At 44.7% G+C, this 18282-nt stretch carries 15 protein-coding genes, 1 pseudogene and 1 riboswitch; of the genes and pseudogenes, 12 read left to right on the top strand and 4 right to left on the bottom strand.

Annotated elements, in window-relative coordinates:
• Positions 1-8 precede the first annotated feature (8 nt).
• Positions 9-602 carry a GTP cyclohydrolase I FolE gene (gene folE / locus PV403_RS21620; protein WP_191800258.1) on the top strand — a complete coding sequence of 198 codons (594 nt, stop codon included), beginning with the start codon at positions 9-11 and terminating at the stop codon, positions 600-602.
• Between the two features lie 117 nt (positions 603-719).
• The gene (locus PV403_RS21625; protein ID WP_332085944.1) at positions 720-1511 is read left to right on the top strand and encodes a lipoate--protein ligase family protein; all 792 of its coding nucleotides are present in this window, start codon (positions 720-722) and stop codon (positions 1509-1511) included.
• A 104-nt stretch (positions 1512-1615) separates the two neighbouring features.
• Here the strand turns inward: PV403_RS21625 and PV403_RS21630 are convergent.
• The 3 genes and pseudogenes from PV403_RS21630 to PV403_RS21640 all read right to left on the bottom strand — a co-directional run.
• Positions 1616-2245: pseudogene (locus PV403_RS21630) on the bottom strand (superoxide dismutase); the annotation flags it as partial.
• Positions 2246-2273: 28 nt separating this feature from the next.
• The gene (locus PV403_RS21635) at positions 2274-2864 is read right to left on the bottom strand and encodes a DUF2935 domain-containing protein (RefSeq protein ID WP_332085945.1); all 591 of its coding nucleotides are present in this window, start codon (positions 2862-2864) and stop codon (positions 2274-2276) included.
• 238 nt (positions 2865-3102) lie between these two features.
• A complete protein-coding gene (locus PV403_RS21640) occupies positions 3103-4101 on the bottom strand; it encodes an alpha/beta hydrolase (protein WP_332085946.1) in 999 nt (332 codons plus the stop codon).
• A 411-nt stretch (positions 4102-4512) separates the two neighbouring features.
• Between PV403_RS21640 and PV403_RS21645 the strand changes: the two genes are divergently transcribed.
• The 3 genes from PV403_RS21645 (at position 4513) to PV403_RS21655 (ending at position 8537) form a co-directional block, all read left to right on the top strand.
• Complete coding sequence (locus tag PV403_RS21645) at positions 4513-5262, top strand: IclR family transcriptional regulator (protein WP_213534815.1); 750 nt, start codon at positions 4513-4515, stop codon at positions 5260-5262.
• A 118-nt stretch (positions 5263-5380) separates the two neighbouring features.
• Positions 5381-5491: riboswitch (TPP riboswitch) on the top strand.
• 299 nt (positions 5492-5790) lie between these two features.
• Complete coding sequence (gene thiC, locus PV403_RS21650) at positions 5791-7572, top strand: phosphomethylpyrimidine synthase ThiC (RefSeq protein ID WP_332085961.1); 1782 nt, start codon at positions 5791-5793, stop codon at positions 7570-7572.
• A gap of 110 nt (positions 7573-7682) precedes the next feature.
• Positions 7683-8537 (top strand): manganese catalase family protein, encoded by an 855-nt coding sequence (locus tag PV403_RS21655; protein ID WP_332085947.1) that lies wholly within the window; start codon positions 7683-7685, stop codon positions 8535-8537.
• Between the two features lie 105 nt (positions 8538-8642).
• Here PV403_RS21655 and acnA read toward each other — a convergent pair whose 3' ends face one another.
• Positions 8643-11369: an aconitate hydratase AcnA gene (acnA, locus tag PV403_RS21660; RefSeq protein ID WP_213534811.1), complete on the bottom strand. Its 2727-nt coding sequence runs from the start codon at positions 11367-11369 to the stop codon at positions 8643-8645.
• A 262-nt stretch (positions 11370-11631) separates the two neighbouring features.
• On the opposite strand from acnA, the gene PV403_RS21665 reads away from it, so the two are divergent.
• The 7 genes from PV403_RS21665 to PV403_RS21695 all read left to right on the top strand — a co-directional run bounded on the left by PV403_RS21665 (position 11632) and on the right by PV403_RS21695 (position 18054).
• The gene (locus tag PV403_RS21665; protein WP_213534982.1) at positions 11632-12630 is read left to right on the top strand and encodes an amidase domain-containing protein; all 999 of its coding nucleotides are present in this window, start codon (positions 11632-11634) and stop codon (positions 12628-12630) included.
• A gap of 134 nt (positions 12631-12764) precedes the next feature.
• Positions 12765-13859 carry a D-alanine--D-alanine ligase gene (locus PV403_RS21670; RefSeq protein WP_191800274.1) on the top strand — a complete coding sequence of 365 codons (1095 nt, stop codon included), beginning with the start codon at positions 12765-12767 and terminating at the stop codon, positions 13857-13859.
• Positions 13860-13943: 84 nt separating this feature from the next.
• Positions 13944-14267 carry a hypothetical protein gene (locus PV403_RS21675; RefSeq protein ID WP_213534809.1) on the top strand — a complete coding sequence of 108 codons (324 nt, stop codon included), beginning with the start codon at positions 13944-13946 and terminating at the stop codon, positions 14265-14267.
• A gap of 83 nt (positions 14268-14350) precedes the next feature.
• Complete coding sequence (gene uvsE, locus PV403_RS21680; RefSeq protein WP_332085948.1) at positions 14351-15352, top strand: UV DNA damage repair endonuclease UvsE; 1002 nt, start codon at positions 14351-14353, stop codon at positions 15350-15352.
• 145 nt (positions 15353-15497) lie between these two features.
• Positions 15498-16370 carry an inositol monophosphatase family protein gene (locus PV403_RS21685; RefSeq protein ID WP_213534980.1) on the top strand — a complete coding sequence of 291 codons (873 nt, stop codon included), beginning with the start codon at positions 15498-15500 and terminating at the stop codon, positions 16368-16370.
• A 15-nt stretch (positions 16371-16385) separates the two neighbouring features.
• Positions 16386-16664: a hypothetical protein gene (locus tag PV403_RS21690; RefSeq protein WP_332085949.1), complete on the top strand. Its 279-nt coding sequence runs from the start codon at positions 16386-16388 to the stop codon at positions 16662-16664.
• 127 nt (positions 16665-16791) lie between these two features.
• The gene (locus tag PV403_RS21695) at positions 16792-18054 is read left to right on the top strand and encodes a stalk domain-containing protein (RefSeq protein ID WP_332085950.1); all 1263 of its coding nucleotides are present in this window, start codon (positions 16792-16794) and stop codon (positions 18052-18054) included.
• Positions 18055-18282 lie beyond the last annotated feature (228 nt).

Here is an 18282-nt window from a genome sequence, read left to right on the forward strand (position 1 = left end):
TATACGAAATGGCTGGACTTAAAGATTACGTGAATTCTTCTGTTGCGGATAATCGCGAGCAGATTGAATACCATGTTGAACAAATATTAAAGCTGATTGGTGAAGATACAAACCGTGAAGGTTTGCTTGAGACACCAGCGCGCGTTACTCGTATGTACGAAGAGATTTTTGCAGGTTACGAAGTAGATCCAAAAGATGTACTGGGTGTAACGTTTGATGAGAACCACGAAGAACTCGTTATTGTTAAAGATATCGTGTTTTATAGCCAATGCGAACACCATATGGCTCCCTTTTTCGGGAAAGTTCATATCGGATACGTTCCAAGTGGACAAATTGTCGGTCTTAGCAAACTTGCGAGATTGGTAGAAGCAGTAACTCGCCGTCTTCAGGTGCAAGAACGTATTACATCCCAAATTGCTGATATTTTGGATGAAGCTTTGAAGCCGAATGGTGTGATGGTTGTCGTTGAAGGTGAACATTTATGTATGTGCGCTCGCGGCATTAAAAAACCGGGCAGCATGACGGTTACATCTGCAACGCGCGGTACATTCCGTGAGAATGCAGCTTCTCGTGCTGAGTTTCTTTCTTTGCTTAAAGGATAATACCGTTAGACGGGCCTTGGCATATGAAGTACGGATCGAAAGCCTTGACCTTATAGGTCAAGGCTTTTTTGCATGTGTACAGATGAAATATACATGGAAGGAAAGGAGCAGAATAACATGTTCGAGGAACTACAGATCTATGAATCTCCGCTCATGAGAAGTTCAGAAGATGTGCTTGCTGCTTTTGCATGGGAAGAAGTGCTCAGTAAGCAGGTTGGACAAGGGCATCCCCCGGTTGCTCATCTATGGAGGCATGAGAATGCGCTGGTGATCGGACTTAGAGACCGCAGGCTTAAAAGGGCTTCAGATGTACTGCAGAGCTATGAGTCGCGCGGAATCCGTACTTGTGTACGTCCTTCGGGAGGGGCTGCGGTAAAACTTACACCTGGGGTGATTAATGTATCTTTGATCATGCCAAACACAGATCGAGTTCTAAATATTCATGAAGATTTCAAGAAGATGGTGAGTTACATACAAGAGGCATTACTGCCTTGGGGAGCTGTGGCAAAGGCTGGGGAAATTGAGGGAGCCTTTTGCCCAGGAGATTATGATGTAAGCATAGCTGGTCGTAAATTTTGCGGTATAGCCCAGCGTCGCTTAGCGAAAGCCTACCTCATTACCGCTTTTATTATTGTCGAGGATCATGGGGATGAGCTGGCAGCAGAAGTACGTGAATTCTATGACGCAGCTGCCTTAGGTGAAGAAGAACATTATCCGCATGTTGTAGCAGGAACGATGGGAGGTCTCCGTGAACTGGCAGGTGTGCCTTCAGCTGAAGCTTACATGAATTCGCTTATTCAAGTTTTTCGTAAGCAAGCTGTACATGTATCTGAAACCGAGCCTAAGGTAATCAGAGAAGAAGTAGAAAAGATGGTAACCACATTAAAAGAAAGATATGATCGGGACTAGAAACTGATTATAGAATTGAAAAAACAGCCTGTGCAGAAGCGAACAGGCTGTTTTCGCGGCATATTCTTTTGTTGTAATTGGTATCTATTACACTTTACTGAAGATTAATAAGGTGCCCAGCGTAGTTTACGCGCTTCCATGAATCGTTCGGATACCTCTGGCCAGTAAACCACATTCCACCAGTCCGTGATGTATCTTTTTCGTTCATTCTGATGTTTAAGGTAATAAGCATGTTCCCACACATCGAGAGGAAGCAAAGGGATGATATCGTATTGAGACAGATTCTGGTGTTTCTCCGCTTGTAGAATCTCTAGACGATGTGACCTAGGACTCCAGACAAGAACAGCCCATCCACCGCCCTCTACTTTATTCGCTGCCTCTGTAAAATGCTTCTTGAAAGCTTCATAACTTCCAAAGTCTTTGCGGATTTGCTCGCCGAGAGAGCCGGTCGGTTTGCCGCCCCCTTTCGGGTTCATGATGTTCCAAAAGATCGTATGCAAATAATGACCGGCTCCGTTAAACGCAAGCTCCCGTTCCCAATGCTTTACAAGTTCAAAATCCCCATCTTTTCTGGCCTCTTGCAATTTCTTCTCTGCTTTGTTCAGATCATCCACATAGGTTTTATGATGCTTATCATGATGGATACGCATCGTTTTCTCGTCAATATAAGGTTCAAGTGCATTATAAGCGTAAGGAAGAGGAGGGAGTTTGTGCCCACCGATCGGTACAGGCGATTCAGGAGTGCTTGCTTCAAGTGACACACTAGAATCCGTATCTGCTTGAGAAGAAGCTGTGGTTGCAAATAGTGAAATCTTCTTCGCCAAGTCGGTCATATCCCGCTACTTCAGGATAAGGGAAGGGTTCTTCTTCCCAGTAGTCTCGTTGCTGCGCGCTCGCATACGTAGGTTTGTTAATTAGATTAGATACTGCATTAGGATGATCCAAAGGTTTTAACTGATTTATGCTTTTTTCACACTGATTTCGAATATATTCAAGGATTACTTTCGCGGAAGGATGCTTTGCTACGGATTCACTGCCGCTTAGTAAATGACCAAGTTGCCGATGGAATTCTTTGGACTGGGAGAAACAAGTCTGAAGCAGAACATCCATCTGACCCAGCATATATTCATTAGCAGGCTCAGAAACTTCCTTCGTTTTCTTCTTCCAGTCGTCCGCTGTGTAGCTTGTTCTCTCAAAAACAGATTTCCATTCATCAAGCAGTTTTACATAAGGGGATTCTAGATTCGGTACAATAGACTGAATAATATCAATGTATTCCTTTTCTGCATCTTTCCAAGAACCAATCTCTTCAAGAACACGCAGTGGCAAATAGGGACCATACGCAAGCTCCATATACGGGTTACCTCCTAAAATAATTGATATGTTCTTTTTCAGTCGCAGCATCTACTCGGGAACGTTATCTCTTCTATCTCTATTCTTGGAGGGGCTTGGTTTATGATGACTTGTCAAAGAATACGAAACAGGCAAGGGGGGGATAGCTGGTTAATAGATACAAGCACATGCTGTGAGCTTTTTTGGATACACAAAAAAGGCACCTTGGTTTAAGGTGCCATCTCAATGAAATATTGTATTATTGCTGTGCTAGTTGTATGTTACCGAGGAACATCGATACTTTTCGTAAGTATTCCTTTGGGTGTTCTCTAAAGATAAGCTCGTGCCGCGCATCCTCTACAATCCATACATCTGAATTTGGATTCGTTTGATTGCTAGCGAGTAGTTCAGCCATAGGATAAGGAGCTTTGTCATCCTCTGTACCATGAATGAACAAGATTGGAATGTCATAATCTGTTGTTTTTACTTCCTGATACGGTATGGAATTCAGACTCGTACCATTAAGAATCGGAAATAACATGGTAAGAATCTGTAGTGTCGGCTGTCTCGGTAAGTCGATCTGATTCTGGATATTATGATAAAGGGTATCTGGTTCGAGCAGGAAGGTGCTGTCGAGGATCATAGCATCAATATCATCCGAGACGAGAGCTGCCTGTAAAGCCGTACCTGCTCCCATCGAAAAGCCCCAAACAACGACTTCCTGAGCACCCTTTTGCTTCGCTAATTGTACTGCACCGAGCAACTGCTTGGATTCTGCTTTTCCTCCTGTAGCAACACCGCGGCTGTTCTGGGAGGCAAATCCGTAGTCAAACATAATGACATTAAAGTTTTGCTGGTGAGCGTAATGAGCAAGATCATACATTGGAATCCAGGATTCCTCCCGATTAGCGCCATATCCATGGCTCAAAACGATGGTTTTTTTCGCACCGTCTTCCTCTGCGGGAATATACCATCCATTCACATTACGGCTTCCATCGACTGCAGGAAACGTAACTTCTTCATAAGCCATCCCTTTGGCAAGCATAGGATTTGAGTATACGGGTGCCACTGTCGGATTCGACAGTACCCAGGCAATATAGGCATGAAGGGCAATAAAGCAGAATACAAAAAAGAATATGATGGATAGAATAAGAGCTACAATAATATGTTTAAAACGAATCAACCTTGGTGAGATTGCTGGAGGAATCGTTGATACGTCTCGCTGAAGATGACTATTGCTCTTGGATGTAGGAAACATTCAGGATCCCCCTCCTTCTAGTTAGTATCTTATACAACTTGATCTCTCACGACTAAAGGACTAGTTATTGTATGAGTTCTCATAAATTTCCGACAAAGTATGACATGTTCTTCATTAGTCACTTCTTGACTCTCTTACTATTATTTTTAATCCTATGTTCTACAAGTAGCAAAGTCAATCCATTAAGATGATTTGTTACACAGATGTAATATTCGACAATCTAGTAGTAAAAGGTACTTGTCAAGTGAAGCAAGCCCTAATCTCATAAGATGAGAAGAGGGCTTTAATAAGATGATGATATCCTCTAAATGAGATTCATTCTCAATAATTATCTTTACTTTAAGGACGAGTTCTCATATAATTTATGTAACCAGGTTTCACGTGATGAAACATGAAAGGAGCATGGATCCCATGGAAGATCAGGATCGCAAATCAACAGTTCGAGCGGTCGAACGGGCACTGGACATTCTGCTCACTTTTACAGGTCAAACGGACCTTGGGCTAACCGAAATATCCAGCAAGATTGGATTACATAAAAGTACGGTGCATCGACTGTTGTCGACCCTGGAGGAGAGAGGGTTTGTTATCCGTAATCCCGCTACTGAGAAATATCGGCTGGGGATTCGGATATGGGAACTCGCTGCGCATATGTCGCAAAGTGATGATCCCGCCGTGTTGCTGCTCCCTGCAATGGAACAGCTCCGCGATAATCTAGGAGAGACCGTTAGTTTGTATTTAAGGGATGGCATTGAGCGTATTCGTGTTCAGGCTGTGCAAAGCAACCAGGCCATTCGCCGGGTCGCTCCTGTAGGAGTTAGACTTCCTTTATCTGTAGGAGCTTCGAGCAAAGTACTTGTCGCTTTTGCACCGATGGAAGAGCAGGAACAATTAATCAGGGAGTTTGATCCCCAGATTCCTTTTGACAAAGAAACTTATCTAGCACAGCTTCAAGAGATTAAAGCTTTGGGTTTTGCTACAAGTTATGAAGAAAGAGAGCCGGGAGCAGCCGCCGTTTCTGCCCCGATTTTTGACCGTAAAGGGAATGTGGCAGCGGCTTTATCCGTCTCGGGACCTGTCAGCAGATTATCTCAGGAGACGCTGCATGAATATGGACCTGTGCTTGTCAGAGCCGCTGCTCAGATGGGGCTTATGCTGAGATAGCAACAGCTTTTAAGCTGGAATATGTAAATATTAGGTTGTGTTTCTCGTTTTTATGAGATACCCTAATAGAGACCGTTCTTTAATAGGAGCGGAAGTGATCTATCATTATAACGTAATAACAACTTACTAGGGGAGCCCGTAAGGCCGGGCTGAGATGGTGTCGCAAGATACCGGACTCTTTGCACCTGATCTGGATCATACCAGCGTAGGGAAGTAATTGGCGATAACATTAGGAGCTTATTCGATTCCATCTTAATACAGGTAGCTTATCTGATTTCAGGAGCCGTGTCATGACGCGACTTTCGAAATTCGCCTGTATAGATATGGAGAGAGTAGGAACAAACTATTGTATAGAAGCTGATTCCCCTAAGGGAGTCGGCTTTTTTTATTGTCGTACACTTCTTGCAGCAAAGGTTCATGTGATTCTTTTACAGGGGCGGTAAGCCACTTTGAAGGAGGATGAAGAAGATGAAGTTGCAGCAACAAGGCAGTACCGAAAATAGTAAAGCAGAGGGCGTTACAGAAGGAATGGGGAATGAATCGATGTACATTCCTTTTCCTGCAAGCCGTAAAGTGTACAAGACAGGATCTCGGCCTGATCTTGTTGTCCCGGAACGCGAAATAGAGCTCAGTCCCACACAAACTCCGCAAGGGGTAGAGATCAACGAACCTTTGCGTGTCTATGATACGAGCGGACCGATGGGGGATGCCGATTATGAAGCAGATATTACGAAAGGACTTCCTGCACTTCGGCATGAGTGGATATGGGAGCGCGGGGATGTAGAGTATTATGAAGGGCGGACCGTGAAACCGGAAGATAATGGACTGCGGTCAGAACGAAGTGTTCAGCAAGCAGCCGAAGTTTTTCCAGGAGAAGCAAGCAGGCCGCTGCGAGCAAAATCGGGTCAGAATGTGACGCAACTGCATTATGCCCGCCGGGGGATCATTACGCCGGAGATGGAGTTTGCTGCCATCCGCGAAGGGCTGGAACCGGAATTTGTGCGCGAAGAAATTGCTAGTGGACGAGCGATTCTGCCGTCTAATATTAATCACCCGGAAGCTGAACCGATGATGATCGGAAGAAATTTTCTCGTGAAAATCAATGCGAACATTGGTAACTCTGCTGTTTCTTCTTCCATAGAAGAAGAGGTAGAGAAAATGACGTGGGCGGTACGCTGGGGAGCCGATACGGTGATGGATTTATCAACCGGCCGTAACATTCATACCACGCGGGAATGGATTATTCGTAATGCACCTGTTCCCATTGGGACCGTGCCTTTATATCAGGCGCTCGAAAAGGTGAACGGTGAAGCAGATCAGCTGAGCTGGGAAGTGTACCGGGATACCTTAATTGAACAGGCAGAACAAGGTGTTGATTATTTTACGATCCATGCTGGGGTGCTGCTTAGGTATATTCCTATGACTGCCAAGCGAATGACAGGGATTGTGTCCCGAGGCGGTTCGATTATGGCAGCTTGGTGCTTAGCCCATCATCAGGAGAACTTTTTATATACTCATTTTGAAGAAATATGCGAGATTATGAAGACCTACGATGTTGCTTTCTCGCTGGGTGATGGACTGCGGCCAGGAAGTATCTATGATGCGAATGATGAGGCACAGATGGCGGAACTTGCTACGCTGGGGGAACTCACGCAAATCGCCTGGAAGCACGATATCCAGGTGATGATCGAGGGACCGGGTCATGTACCGATGCACAAGATTAAAGAAAATGTAGATCTGCAGATGGAAATTTGTAAGGAGGCTCCATTTTACACTTTGGGCCCACTGACAACCGATATTGCACCGGGTTATGATCATATCACTTCTGCTATCGGTGCTGCGATGATCGGTTGGTTTGGTACTTCGATGCTTTGTTATGTTACGCCGAAAGAGCATCTCGGTCTGCCGGATAAGAATGATGTTCGTGAAGGAGTTATCGCCTATAAAATTGCTGCACATGCAGCGGATTTGGCGAAGGGTCATATAGGAGCACAGCGGCGTGATGATGCTTTATCCAAAGCGCGATTCGAATTCCGCTGGAGGGACCAGTTCCATCTTTCGCTCGATCCAGAACGAGCGCTGTCTTATCATGATGAGACCCTGCCTGCCGAGGGGGCAAAGACGGCTCATTTTTGTTCAATGTGTGGACCGAAGTTCTGTAGTATGCGAATTACCCAGGATATCCGAAATCTTGCTGCTGAAAAGGGAGTGAGTGAGGCTGAGGCGGTTCATGCTGGAATGCAGGAGAAAGCAGCAGAGTACCGAGATAAGCGGTCCTTTGTATCGTCTTTTGATATAGATCCTTCTTAATAATAGAAAGTTATCCATTTCATGAAGCAGTACTCTCTATTGTATAAATCATGATAGGGGAGAACAAAATAGGGTATCCGAATGATCAGAAATGAAGGAGGCCCTATCCTATGTATTTTTACAAAGAAGATTTAATTAATATTATTGTACCAGACAAGCCCGATCCAGCGGCAGCTAAAGTGATTCAGGAAACGCTTGGCGGACAATTTGGTGAAATGCGTACGATGATGCAGTATTTCTTTCAGAGCAGTAATTTTCGGGGTAAAGCAACCCAGTATCGTGATTTGATTCGTGGTGTATTTCTTGAGGAAATCGCCCATGTGGAACTTGTTCAGCAAACCATTAATCAGCTGCTGAGCGGAAGTGGAGAAGCCGTTCCTGGTAATGCTGGGGTAGATGGGGCACCGATTGATGAAGCTGTTCGTCATGCAAATCCGCACCATTATATTATGGGTGGACAAGGTTCACTACCTGTAGATGCAGGCGGGAATCCTTGGCTTGGAAGTTATGTATATAATCATGGGAATCTAACTGCTGATTTACTTAATAACGTGGTGCTAGAGTCTACTGGTGTTTTGCAAAAGACAAGGATCTATGAGATGAGTTCCAATAAAACATTCCGCGAAACCCTTGGATTTCTGATTGTAAGAGATAATGCGCATCAGAATGCTTTTGCCAAAGCACTGGAGACCCTGGGGGTAGATTGGGGCAAAATATTCCCGATTCCTAACTACGATATTAATAAGTATCCAGAGTGCAGAAAATATGTAGACCTGGGATACCATAATGCACAGTTTAATTTCCGATTGGATTCAACCCGGATTGGGGAGATTTTCACAGGGGAATCGCCAAGCCGAAATGGAGGACAACTTCAAGTTACTGATCCGCCGGAAGGTTTCCCGGTACCTGAATTGCCAGAACAGCCTAATATGCATAGTCCGGGACTGTATGATCTGAACCATTAGTTAAAAAGTACTTACTGAGTATAGCAACAAAAAAACAAAGAAGCCGCAATCTCTTGCCAATAGGCAGGAAATTGCGGCTTCTTTTATAAGCTCAAAAGTGAAGGTTTAGACGGTTTGCTCGTCATTTTGCATCAGCTGACGAAGTACAGTTTGCAGAATACCGCCATTGTGGTAGTAATCTACATCCACCATACTGTCAAGACGTGCAATCACTGGGAAATCAAACTCGGTTCCATCTTCTCTAGTAGCAGTTACCGTCAGTTCTTGGCCTGGAGTGACATCATTACTGAGTCCAACGATATCAAACGTTTCACGACCGTTCAGACCTAGGCTTGACCATCCATAACCTTCTTTGAATTGAAGAGGGAGAACGCCCATACCTACGAGGTTACTGCGGTGAATCCGTTCAAAGCTTTCTGCGATAACAGCTTTCACGCCGAGCAGAAGGGTACCTTTTGCTGCCCAGTCACGGGAGCTTCCTGTACCGTATTCTTTACCTGCAAGCACGACTAAGTTTCTGCCTTTTTCTTGATACTTCATGGAAGCATCGTAGATGGACATTACTTCATCGGTTGGGAGGTAGGTGGTTACTCCGCCTTCTGTGCCAGGTGCAACTTGGTTACGAATCCGAATGTTTGCGAAAGTACCGCGCATCATAACTTCGTGGTTACCACGGCGGGAACCATACGAGTTGAAGTCTTTACGCTCAACACCATGTTCTTTCAGGTACAATCCAGCAGGACTCGATGGAGAGATATTCCCTGCAGGAGAGATATGGTCCGTTGTAACGGAATCACCCAGGAGAGCTAGAACATTTGCATCACGAATATTCTGAATGTCATTCAGCTCGTCACCGAGACCTTCAAAGAACGGAGGATTCTGAATGTAAGTGGAGTTTTCATCCCACTCATACAGCTCGCCTTCCGGAATTTCAATGGCATTCCAGCGTTCGTTCGCTGTAAACACATTAGCATATTTATTGCGGAACATGTCTCTGTTCAAGGAAACGTTAATTGCTTCTTGAATTTCCGCAGAAGAAGGCCAGATATCTTTCAGATATACAGGCTGATTATTTGTATCATAACCAATTGGATCATTTTGAAGATCGATATTTACGGTTCCAGCAAGTGCGTATGCAACAACAAGTGGCGGAGAAGCCAGGTAGTTTGCTTTTACTTGAGCGTGAACACGGCCTTCAAAGTTCCGGTTACCGGAAAGTACAGCTGCAACCGTGAGGTCGTTATCTGTAATTGCCTGGCTTACTTCATCAGGAAGTGGACCGGAGTTACCGATACATGTCGCACAGCCATAACCTGCAACGTTAAATCCAAGTTTCTCAAGCGGCTCCAGAAGTCCTGCTTTTGTCAGATACTCTGTTACTACGAGAGAACCTGGAGTCAGAGAGCTCTTCACATAACCTGGTTTAGTAAGTCCGCGCTCTACTGCCTTTTTAGCAAGAAGTCCTGCACCGACCATTACGCTCGGGTTAGAAGTGTTCGTACAGCTCGTAATTGCCGCAATAACGACTGCTCCAGCAGAGAGTTCACTCTTAGAACCGTCCGGGTGAGTAATCGATACTTTCTCAGCGATCTTCTCATCGCTGAGTCCATAGCCGCCTTTATCTACGGGTGTACGTACAATGCCTTCCCAGTTCTCTTTCATTTTTGTCAGTTCAATACGGTCTTGCGGACGTTTAGGTCCTGCAAGGCTTGGTACAACAGACGCGAGATCGAGTTCAATGGTATCCGAGAAAACAGGGTCTTCTGTATGATTCGTACGGAACATGCCTTGAGCTTTGTAATATGCTTCCACCAGCTCAATTTGCTCTTCCGGACGACCTGTATTACGAAGATAGTTCAATGTTTCTGTGTCAACAGGGAAGTATCCTACGGTTGCGCCGTACTCAGGAGCCATGTTTGCTACCGTTGCACGGTCAGCAAGGCTGATGTTAGAGAGTCCAGGACCATAGAACTCGACGAATTTACCGACAACGCCTTTTTTACGAAGCATTTCTGTAACGGTAAGTGCAAGGTCTGTTGCTGTTGCACCTTCAGCGAGGCTGCCGGTAAGTTTGAATCCAATAACTTCAGGAGTTACAAAATATAGCGGCTGTCCGAGCATTCCAGCTTCTGCTTCAATACCGCCGACACCCCAGCCAACAACGCCGAGACCATTAATCATCGTGGTATGGGAGTCTGTACCAACGAGGGAATCCGGGAATACTACTGTTTCGCCGTCAATCACTTTGGTAGCGGCCACAGAAGCGAGATATTCAAGGTTAACTTGGTGAACGATCCCTGTGGAAGGCGGAACGGCACGGAAGTTATCAAATGCCGTTTGCGCCCAGCGCAAGAAGCGATAACGTTCTTCGTTACGTTCAAATTCCACTTTAATATTATAATCCAGCGCATCGTTTGTTCCGTAAGCATCAACCATAACCGAGTGGTCGATAACGAGGTCAACAGGGACAAGCGGATTGATTTTTTTAGGGTCGCCGCCTGCTTTTTTCACCGTATCACGCATCGCAGCGAGATCGACAACAACCGGTACACCGGTGAAATCTTGCAATACAATACGTGCAGGAATAAATGGAATTTCTTTATTGTTATCTTTGCCTTCAGCCCAGCCTGTAAGCTGGCTTACGTGTTCTTCTGTAATTGCGCGGCCATCGAACTGACGAACGGCAGCTTCTAGTAATACTTTAATAGAGAAGGGAAGTTTAGAGATATCGCCATGACCTTGATCTTGCAAAGACTTGAGGCTGTAGTAACGGTACGTTTTGCCCCCGACTTCAAGCGAACTTGCAGCAGAGAAATGGTTCTTTTGAGACATGCATGTACCTCCTAATTGATAGTATTCGGATGAGTTCATTTCCACAGGTCCATCGTCGTTTGTTTCACTGTACGAAACACTATTTCAAAAACGAACTTTTGAGTTTAGTATACCGTTTTCAAACTTGTTCGTAAAGGGTTTTTTCAGGGTTGATGTGCTCAGGACCCGTACATACCCTGGGATACTTTATCATATAGATGAAAGAAAAGGGAGCTTGGAACGTTGGCAATGGCTAGGGGCATGGGAAAGGGGAGAAAAAGGCGTGGAACGTGAATGGAATCATGCGTTATACACCTATGTTAATGATTACAATGCTTGCGAAATCAGCTGTAAACCACATCATGAGCCGTTGATTGCAGATGTGGCGATACTCGAGAAGAGGGCGGAGCGGCTCCTTTTGTTAGAGCAGTGGTATCATGAACGTGAATCTCATCCTGTCCGAAGCGAGACGCGGGCCAAACTGCTTCAGGTATTATCAAATGAGCCATACCAAGGAGTTGTCGATGTACAGCTCTATCGTCGCCTTTATTATATGAAGTCAGGTATTACCCATAGGGAGGATCGGATTGAAAAAGAGCGGCTTACTTTTTACAAACAACAAGGCCGCTGGGGCATTTCGAGTATTGTTCATGATGTCCCTGAACGTAAACCAATTATTCTAGGAGATTCAATGAGCGATGAGAATAGCTTCGCCTTAAACAAACCGCTTTTAAATAGAGAATTATTATATCCCGGCATTCCGGCAAGGCCTTCTCGTTATCGCAGAGAGGATGCGGTAGCCTATGCAGACAGGTGGTGGGATTCGGGTAATCCCGAGTTCGAGGAATTTGATGTGAACTGCACCAATTATATCTCTCAATGTCTCTTTGCAGGGGGAGCGCCGATCAACTATACTGGTAGGAGAGAGTCAGGCTGGTGGTATAGAGGTTACGTAGGTGGAAGAGAATTATGGAGCTTTAGCTGGGCCGTTTCTCATAGTTTGCAGAATTACTTAGCTCATGCTCGTACGGGTCTTACTGCAACCCTTGTTGACAGTCCGAGTGAACTTCAGCTCGGGGATGTTATTTTTTATGATTGGGATGGTGATGGTAGATACCAGCACAGCACCATAGTGACAGGGTTTGATGCGGGAGGAATGCCGCTCGTGAATGCAAACACAGTCAGCAGCCGGCATCGCTACTGGGACTATAAGGATTCTTATGCTTGGACAACTGCGACCAGATACCGTTTTTTTCATATCTCTGATACGCTAGGAACATAATACGGAACGATCATCATCCTTGATGAATATACTGCTGGCATAGATACGGTGGGCCTTGGCGGATACGATATCTTCTTAACGAATGTTTAACTTTCTCCAAGACCTATCCGTTTAATAGAAACCGGAGGTAAGGCATGGTACAGAATAAAATGACCGTAGGTATTGTATACGGTGGTAAATCAGGGGAACACGAAGTATCCCTGCAGACTGCATTTGCTGTGACAAGTGCTTTTGATTATGACAAATACGAGCTTGTTCCTTTTTATATCTCGAAGCAGGGGACATGGGCAAAAGGAAATATGCTTACAGCTCCGCCTGCAAGCGTAGATGCACTAAAACTTAAGGGTAATCCCGAGGATACTCGAGATGCACTGAATACGTTATTCAGCCGTCTATACGGCGGCGAGAGTGAAATCGATGTTATGTTTCCGCTCTTGCATGGCACGTATGGTGAAGATGGTACAATTCAAGGACTTTTCGAAATGGCTGATATGCCATACGTAGGTGCAGGCGTACTGCCATCTGCTGCCGGCATGGATAAAGTAACGATGAAGAAGTTATTTGCACAGGCGGGTATTGAGCAGTGTGAGTATGCTTACTTTAATCATATTCAGTGGAAACGTTCAAGCGATGAACTCATTGTGAATATGGAAGGCCAGCTTGGATACCCAATGTTCGTTAAACCGGCGAATCTTGGCTCAAGTGTAGGTATTTCTAAAGCACGCAATCGGGAAGAACTGATCGAAGCAGTTGATTATGCTCTTCGCTATGATATCAAAGTCATCGTAGAAGAGTTCGTCGATGCAAGAGAAGTGGAAGTCAGCGTACTTGGTAATGAAGAAGCAATTGCTTCCGTTCCAGGCGAGATCGTATCTTCCAGCGATTATTACGACTATGCAGCGAAGTATACGGATGGACAATCCGAAATGCTGATCCCGGCTCCTCTTGATGAAGAGAAAGCAGATCAAGTTCGCGAAGCAGCACTGAGTGCATTCCGGGCGATTGAAGGAAACGGGATTACTCGTGCAGACTTCTTCGTTCGCCGTTCGGATGGAAAGATCCTTATCAATGAAGTGAATACAATGCCTGGGTTTACCCCATTCAGTATGTATCCTCTGTTGTGGCGGGAAACAGGTATATCCTATAAGGCGCTTCTTGATCGTATGATCGAGCTTGCCTTGGAACGTTATGAACTGAAACAAGCTTTGCAGTACGAAAATAATAAATAAGATGTAGGCGAAAAGGGGAGCGATGACTTCCCCTTTTTGCTATAACGAAAAAGGAAATAAGAGAATGGAAGGGGAGGACAAGTCATGGGATTTCAGACCGAGTTTAATTCAGTATGTAAGTTTAAAAGTGAACAAGAGCTGTACGAGCTTCTAGAATACGGAAGAGGTAAAATGGTGAAACAGGGCTTGCGCGTCTTTCCTACAGGGCAAAAAGTAATTGCGTATACCCCAGATAACGTGGCGATCGCGATTGTGAAAATTGTAGGCTGCATCGCAGAAATTAACTTTCAGAATCAAGAAGTGACAGAGGTTGAGATGATTCTCGAGCGTAAGCTTACAGAAGAAGAGTCACGAATTCAGACAAAGCTTGCTTATGAAATGTTCTTTGGAGAACAAACGAAGAGCTGAAGCAGAAGGAACAGGGTTTTAACAAGTCTCTTACGGGTATAATCTGTACTATTAAGGTTACTGTGAGAGGAAGGACTCATCCTATGATCGTACGCTTCGGTTATGTAGCTAGGTCTGTCCTTGTAAACAATGCTTCTCCATCGAAGACGATGACAATGGCTAGTTTTAATAAAATTGGAGATCGAGAGGCAGCCATTCGCAAACTTGAGCGTATCGCTGCCGAAAATTTACATAACACATTAAGATTACTTAGGCACAACCTCGCTCATCAGATTTGGGTATACCGTTTTTCTTCGAAACTGATCCCGCTGGCCACACATGCAGATTTGCAGGACTGGAACCCGTTTGAAGCGCTAACCCCATCCTTTCGGGAGGTAGGCGATTTTGTGAAAAAGCACAAGATGAGAGTATCCTTTCATCCGGATCATTTTACGGTGCTTAGTACACCGCGTGAGGACGTTTTGGCAAGTTCGATCCGTGATCTGCAGCATCACAAATCTATGCTGGGTGCCATGGGGCTGAATGCTACGGCGAAGAACAATATACATATCGGCGGAGCCTATGGTAATAAACAGCGCTCGGCTGAACGTTTTATAGAGAATTTTAGTGCCTTGGCATCCGATATCAAGGAAAGAATGACACTGGAGAATGATGATAAGACATTTAACGCGGTGGAGACTCTTGAGGTTTGCAAGAAAACAGGTCTTCCCATGGTTTTAGATATTCACCACCAGTGGGTAAATAATGATGGAGAGAAACCTTGGGAGTTGTGGGAAGAGATTCAGGCTACTTGGAGAACTCCTTTCGCTCAGGCTGATACTCTACCAGAGACTCCTTTAGCTCCTAAAGTCCATATTTCGAGTCCTAAGAATGAAAAAGACATCCGTAGTCATGCAGATGGATTGGAGCTGGAACCACTGCTTACTTTTTTAAGAGAGATTGCGAAGGATACGCCGTTTCTTGATGTGATGATTGAAGCAAAACGTAAGGACGAAGCGTTATTTGCGCTTATGGATGCATTTAAGACTTTAACGGGGGAAGGTATCGAAATTCTAGATGGAGCTACCATTCGTGTAACGCCCTGATCCCAATTCGTACAATTTTGTGAATCAGGACTTTTGTGGGTAACCGATATGCTCCTGAAACGTTACTATAGTAAGCAAGAGTAAGCAAATTGAATATTTTCTAACATGGTGTTCTCTTAGAAATGAGGAAAGTAGTGTGATTGTTTTGAATGAAAATCAGAAGACTCCTTATGTAGTTTCAAGTAAGAGTTATACAGCTGTTGCTATTAATGCTGCTGCGAAAACAGGGGAATGGATTAAGAGCAAAGTCGGTTCCAATCTGAAGATGTCGACAAAATATTCCGAGCAGGACCTTGTTACGGAAGTGGATAAAGGGGCGGAGCAAATGATCCGCCGATTAATTCTGACTCATTTTCCGGACCATGCTATTCTTGGTGAAGAAGGCGTAGAGCCGGGCCCGGATGCTTCTAATCTTGCTTTGCAAGCGGTAAAAGATGAGGAGTTTCTATGGATTGTAGATCCGGTAGACGGAACAACGAACTTTGTTCATGGATTTCCATTTTTCTCCGTATCCATTGCGCTCGCACATCACGGAGAGATCATTGTAGGCGTGATCTATGACCCCATCCGAGACGAGTTGTTTGTAGCTGAAAAAGGAAAAGGGGCTTATGTACATGGAAACCGTATGCAAGTCTCTTTAGAAGAGCACCTTTCCGATGGACTTATAGCCGTCGGTTTTCCGCCGGACCCAAGCTTTGCCTTGCCTACGAATATGGCAGCAGTGCAGGCTCTGGCTCCCAAAGTCCGTAATTTACGAGCAGGCGGATCTGCCGCACTGCATCTTGCCTATGTTGCGGCAGGCAGACTGAGCGGATATACAGAGATTGGACTTAACCCATGGGATATCGCAGCAGGTGCCTTACTCGTTCAGGAGTCAGGTGGTATGGTAACAAGCGCAGCAGGGCATCCTTATGATCTGTCGGTGCGCCATGTTACAGCAAGTAATGGAAAGCTGCATCACGAACTGATTACTGTCCTGAAAGAAGCGAAAGCCACAGGTATCGCAGAAGACAAGTGAAGGAGGAATGCAGATATGCCAGATTCACATGAACTTGAGAAAAAGCTGAGCGATATGCTTACAGACGGTGAACCGGATTATGGAGATCCTGAGAAAAGAGAGCGGGAACAGGTCTCTCCTAAATACGAGATCCGAATTCAGACAGAGCTGGATCCGATCGTAGAAGAAACGTTAAAATATCGCAGTATGGCTAAAGAAGTAGACGATCGTTATGACGCCTATATGGAAAAAGCCAAGCATTCTTCCACCAACAAACCTTTGGCTGAAAAGAAAGATTCAGAAACAGAAAAATAAAGAAGTGCTTAACAGTTCAGAAGAAGTTCTCTCTTAAGGTGAAGAGAGAACTTCTTTTTTATTTGTACCCGTAGTCCTGCACAGGTGGTAAAATAAGGAATTATAAAAAGGGGGCGACATATCATCTATGTTGAAGTGGACTAGCATTAAAAATAAGGTGCGGACATGTTCTGTATCGCTTATCGCGATTGGATTCCTTTTAGGAACAGGACCATTGTCTGCACAGGCACAGGAAATAACGAAGGAATATCGCATTGTAACGCTGGGAGATTCCATTACTGTCGGTTTTGAGCCGGGAATGGAAGATTTTAAAACAAGTCCTTATGGTTACGTTGAACGACTGGAAGAGCAAGCCCTGCTGCATGGACGTACCAAAGTTAGTAACTACGGCATCGCGGGACTGAAAACATCAGGCCTTCTTCAGTTTACAGATGCGATTGCTAAGGGAGAGAAGAAATCTTCTGAAGCGATTCAGGAAGCATTGCCTGACCCAAGGGTTGGAGATTTTACAGATCAGATAAAGCAGATTCAGACCGAAGTTACCGAAGCGGATGTCATCGCTATTACGATCGGCGGAAATGATGTATCGGAGTTACTGGTTACAGGGGAAAGTCTCACAGATGCTCAGCTGAGTGAGCGAGTAAAGGAACTGCTGAGTCGTTATTCGGAGCAGGTAACCGCTTCAGTAAATGATCTGCATGCCTTAAACGAAGATGCTCTCTTTGTGATTGCAGATCAGTATCAGCCCCTCCCCAAAGTGGGCAATGAAGCTCTATACAACAAGCTGATGGGTGCAGCCGCTTTATTTACAGATACGGTGGATACGGTGGCAGCCCAGCTGAACGAACAGGGAGTTCGTATAAAAGTCGCTCATGTGGCGAAGGAGTTTGTGGGAGGAGAGGGAACGATGACCCATATGATCAGGCATCGTGACTTTCATCCCAATCAATATGGATATGAAGCCATCGCTGAGGTATTCGCTAAAGTGATCTGGGGAGATTATGTAAAGCTTCAGATACCTGATCGGGAGGAGCCGATGAATATTTTCGTGAGCGGTAAGCAGCTTGCTACTCCTTATAAACCTGTTCTTAAAAATAATCAGAACTATATTGCGATTCAGGATATTGTAGAAGCCGTATCCGCAGAATCCAAATGGGATAATCAGACGAAATCTACGAAAATCACATATGGTACGAAGACGATAGAAATTAAAATGGGATCAAAGACCGTACTTGTGAATGATCAATCGATCCCAGTTGCAACACCAGCCTTCTTACAGAAAGTGGGTAAAGAATCCAAAACCTATGTGCCTCTTGCCCTAGTTGCAGAATATCTTGGTTTTGATGTCCAGTATCAGTCCAAATTAAAAACGGTCTTTATCAATCCTTAAATTTTGGCTTGGTAGTAAATGAAGGAAGGTTATCTCTGAGTGGTTATCCCTGGGGGTAACCTTTTTTCACTTTCATCAAATCCAAACTGTACAATATACAGGAATTGGGTTTATAATCAAAATAAAGAAATTCAAAGAACAACACAGATTTAAATGTGGTAAGTTGTTATTTTTCCAAATGCAAAACAGATGGAGGAGGTAATTAAGTTTCTTTTCTTGCTTACAATT

It is taken from the genome of Paenibacillus sp. GYB006, from assembly GCF_036577645.1.
Lineage (GTDB): Bacteria > Bacillota > Bacilli > Paenibacillales > Paenibacillaceae > Paenibacillus.

Excerpts from the sequence above, each read along its gene's own strand:
- acnA (WP_213534811.1), bottom strand. The coding sequence starts at position 11,369 with ATGTCTCAAAAGAACCATTTCTCTGCTGCAAGTTCGCTTGAAGTCGGG.
- PV403_RS21645 (WP_213534815.1), top strand. The coding sequence starts at position 4,513 with ATGGAAGATCAGGATCGCAAATCAACAGTTCGAGCGGTCGAACGGGCA.
- PV403_RS21690 (WP_332085949.1), top strand. The coding sequence starts at position 16,386 with ATGCCAGATTCACATGAACTTGAGAAAAAGCTGAGCGATATGCTTACA.
- PV403_RS21640 (WP_332085946.1), bottom strand. The coding sequence starts at position 4,101 with ATGTTTCCTACATCCAAGAGCAATAGTCATCTTCAGCGAGACGTATCA.
- PV403_RS21655 (WP_332085947.1), top strand. The coding sequence starts at position 7,683 with ATGTATTTTTACAAAGAAGATTTAATTAATATTATTGTACCAGACAAG.
- folE (WP_191800258.1), top strand. The coding sequence starts at position 9 with ATGGCTGGACTTAAAGATTACGTGAATTCTTCTGTTGCGGATAATCGC.
- PV403_RS21635 (WP_332085945.1), bottom strand. The coding sequence starts at position 2,864 with ATGGAGCTTGCGTATGGTCCCTATTTGCCACTGCGTGTTCTTGAAGAG.
- uvsE (WP_332085948.1), top strand. The coding sequence starts at position 14,351 with ATGATCGTACGCTTCGGTTATGTAGCTAGGTCTGTCCTTGTAAACAAT.
- thiC (WP_332085961.1), top strand. The coding sequence starts at position 5,791 with ATGGGGAATGAATCGATGTACATTCCTTTTCCTGCAAGCCGTAAAGTG.
- PV403_RS21675 (WP_213534809.1), top strand. The coding sequence starts at position 13,944 with ATGGGATTTCAGACCGAGTTTAATTCAGTATGTAAGTTTAAAAGTGAA.
- PV403_RS21695 (WP_332085950.1), top strand. The coding sequence starts at position 16,792 with ATGTTGAAGTGGACTAGCATTAAAAATAAGGTGCGGACATGTTCTGTA.
- PV403_RS21670 (WP_191800274.1), top strand. The coding sequence starts at position 12,765 with ATGGTACAGAATAAAATGACCGTAGGTATTGTATACGGTGGTAAATCA.
- PV403_RS21625 (WP_332085944.1), top strand. The coding sequence starts at position 720 with ATGTTCGAGGAACTACAGATCTATGAATCTCCGCTCATGAGAAGTTCA.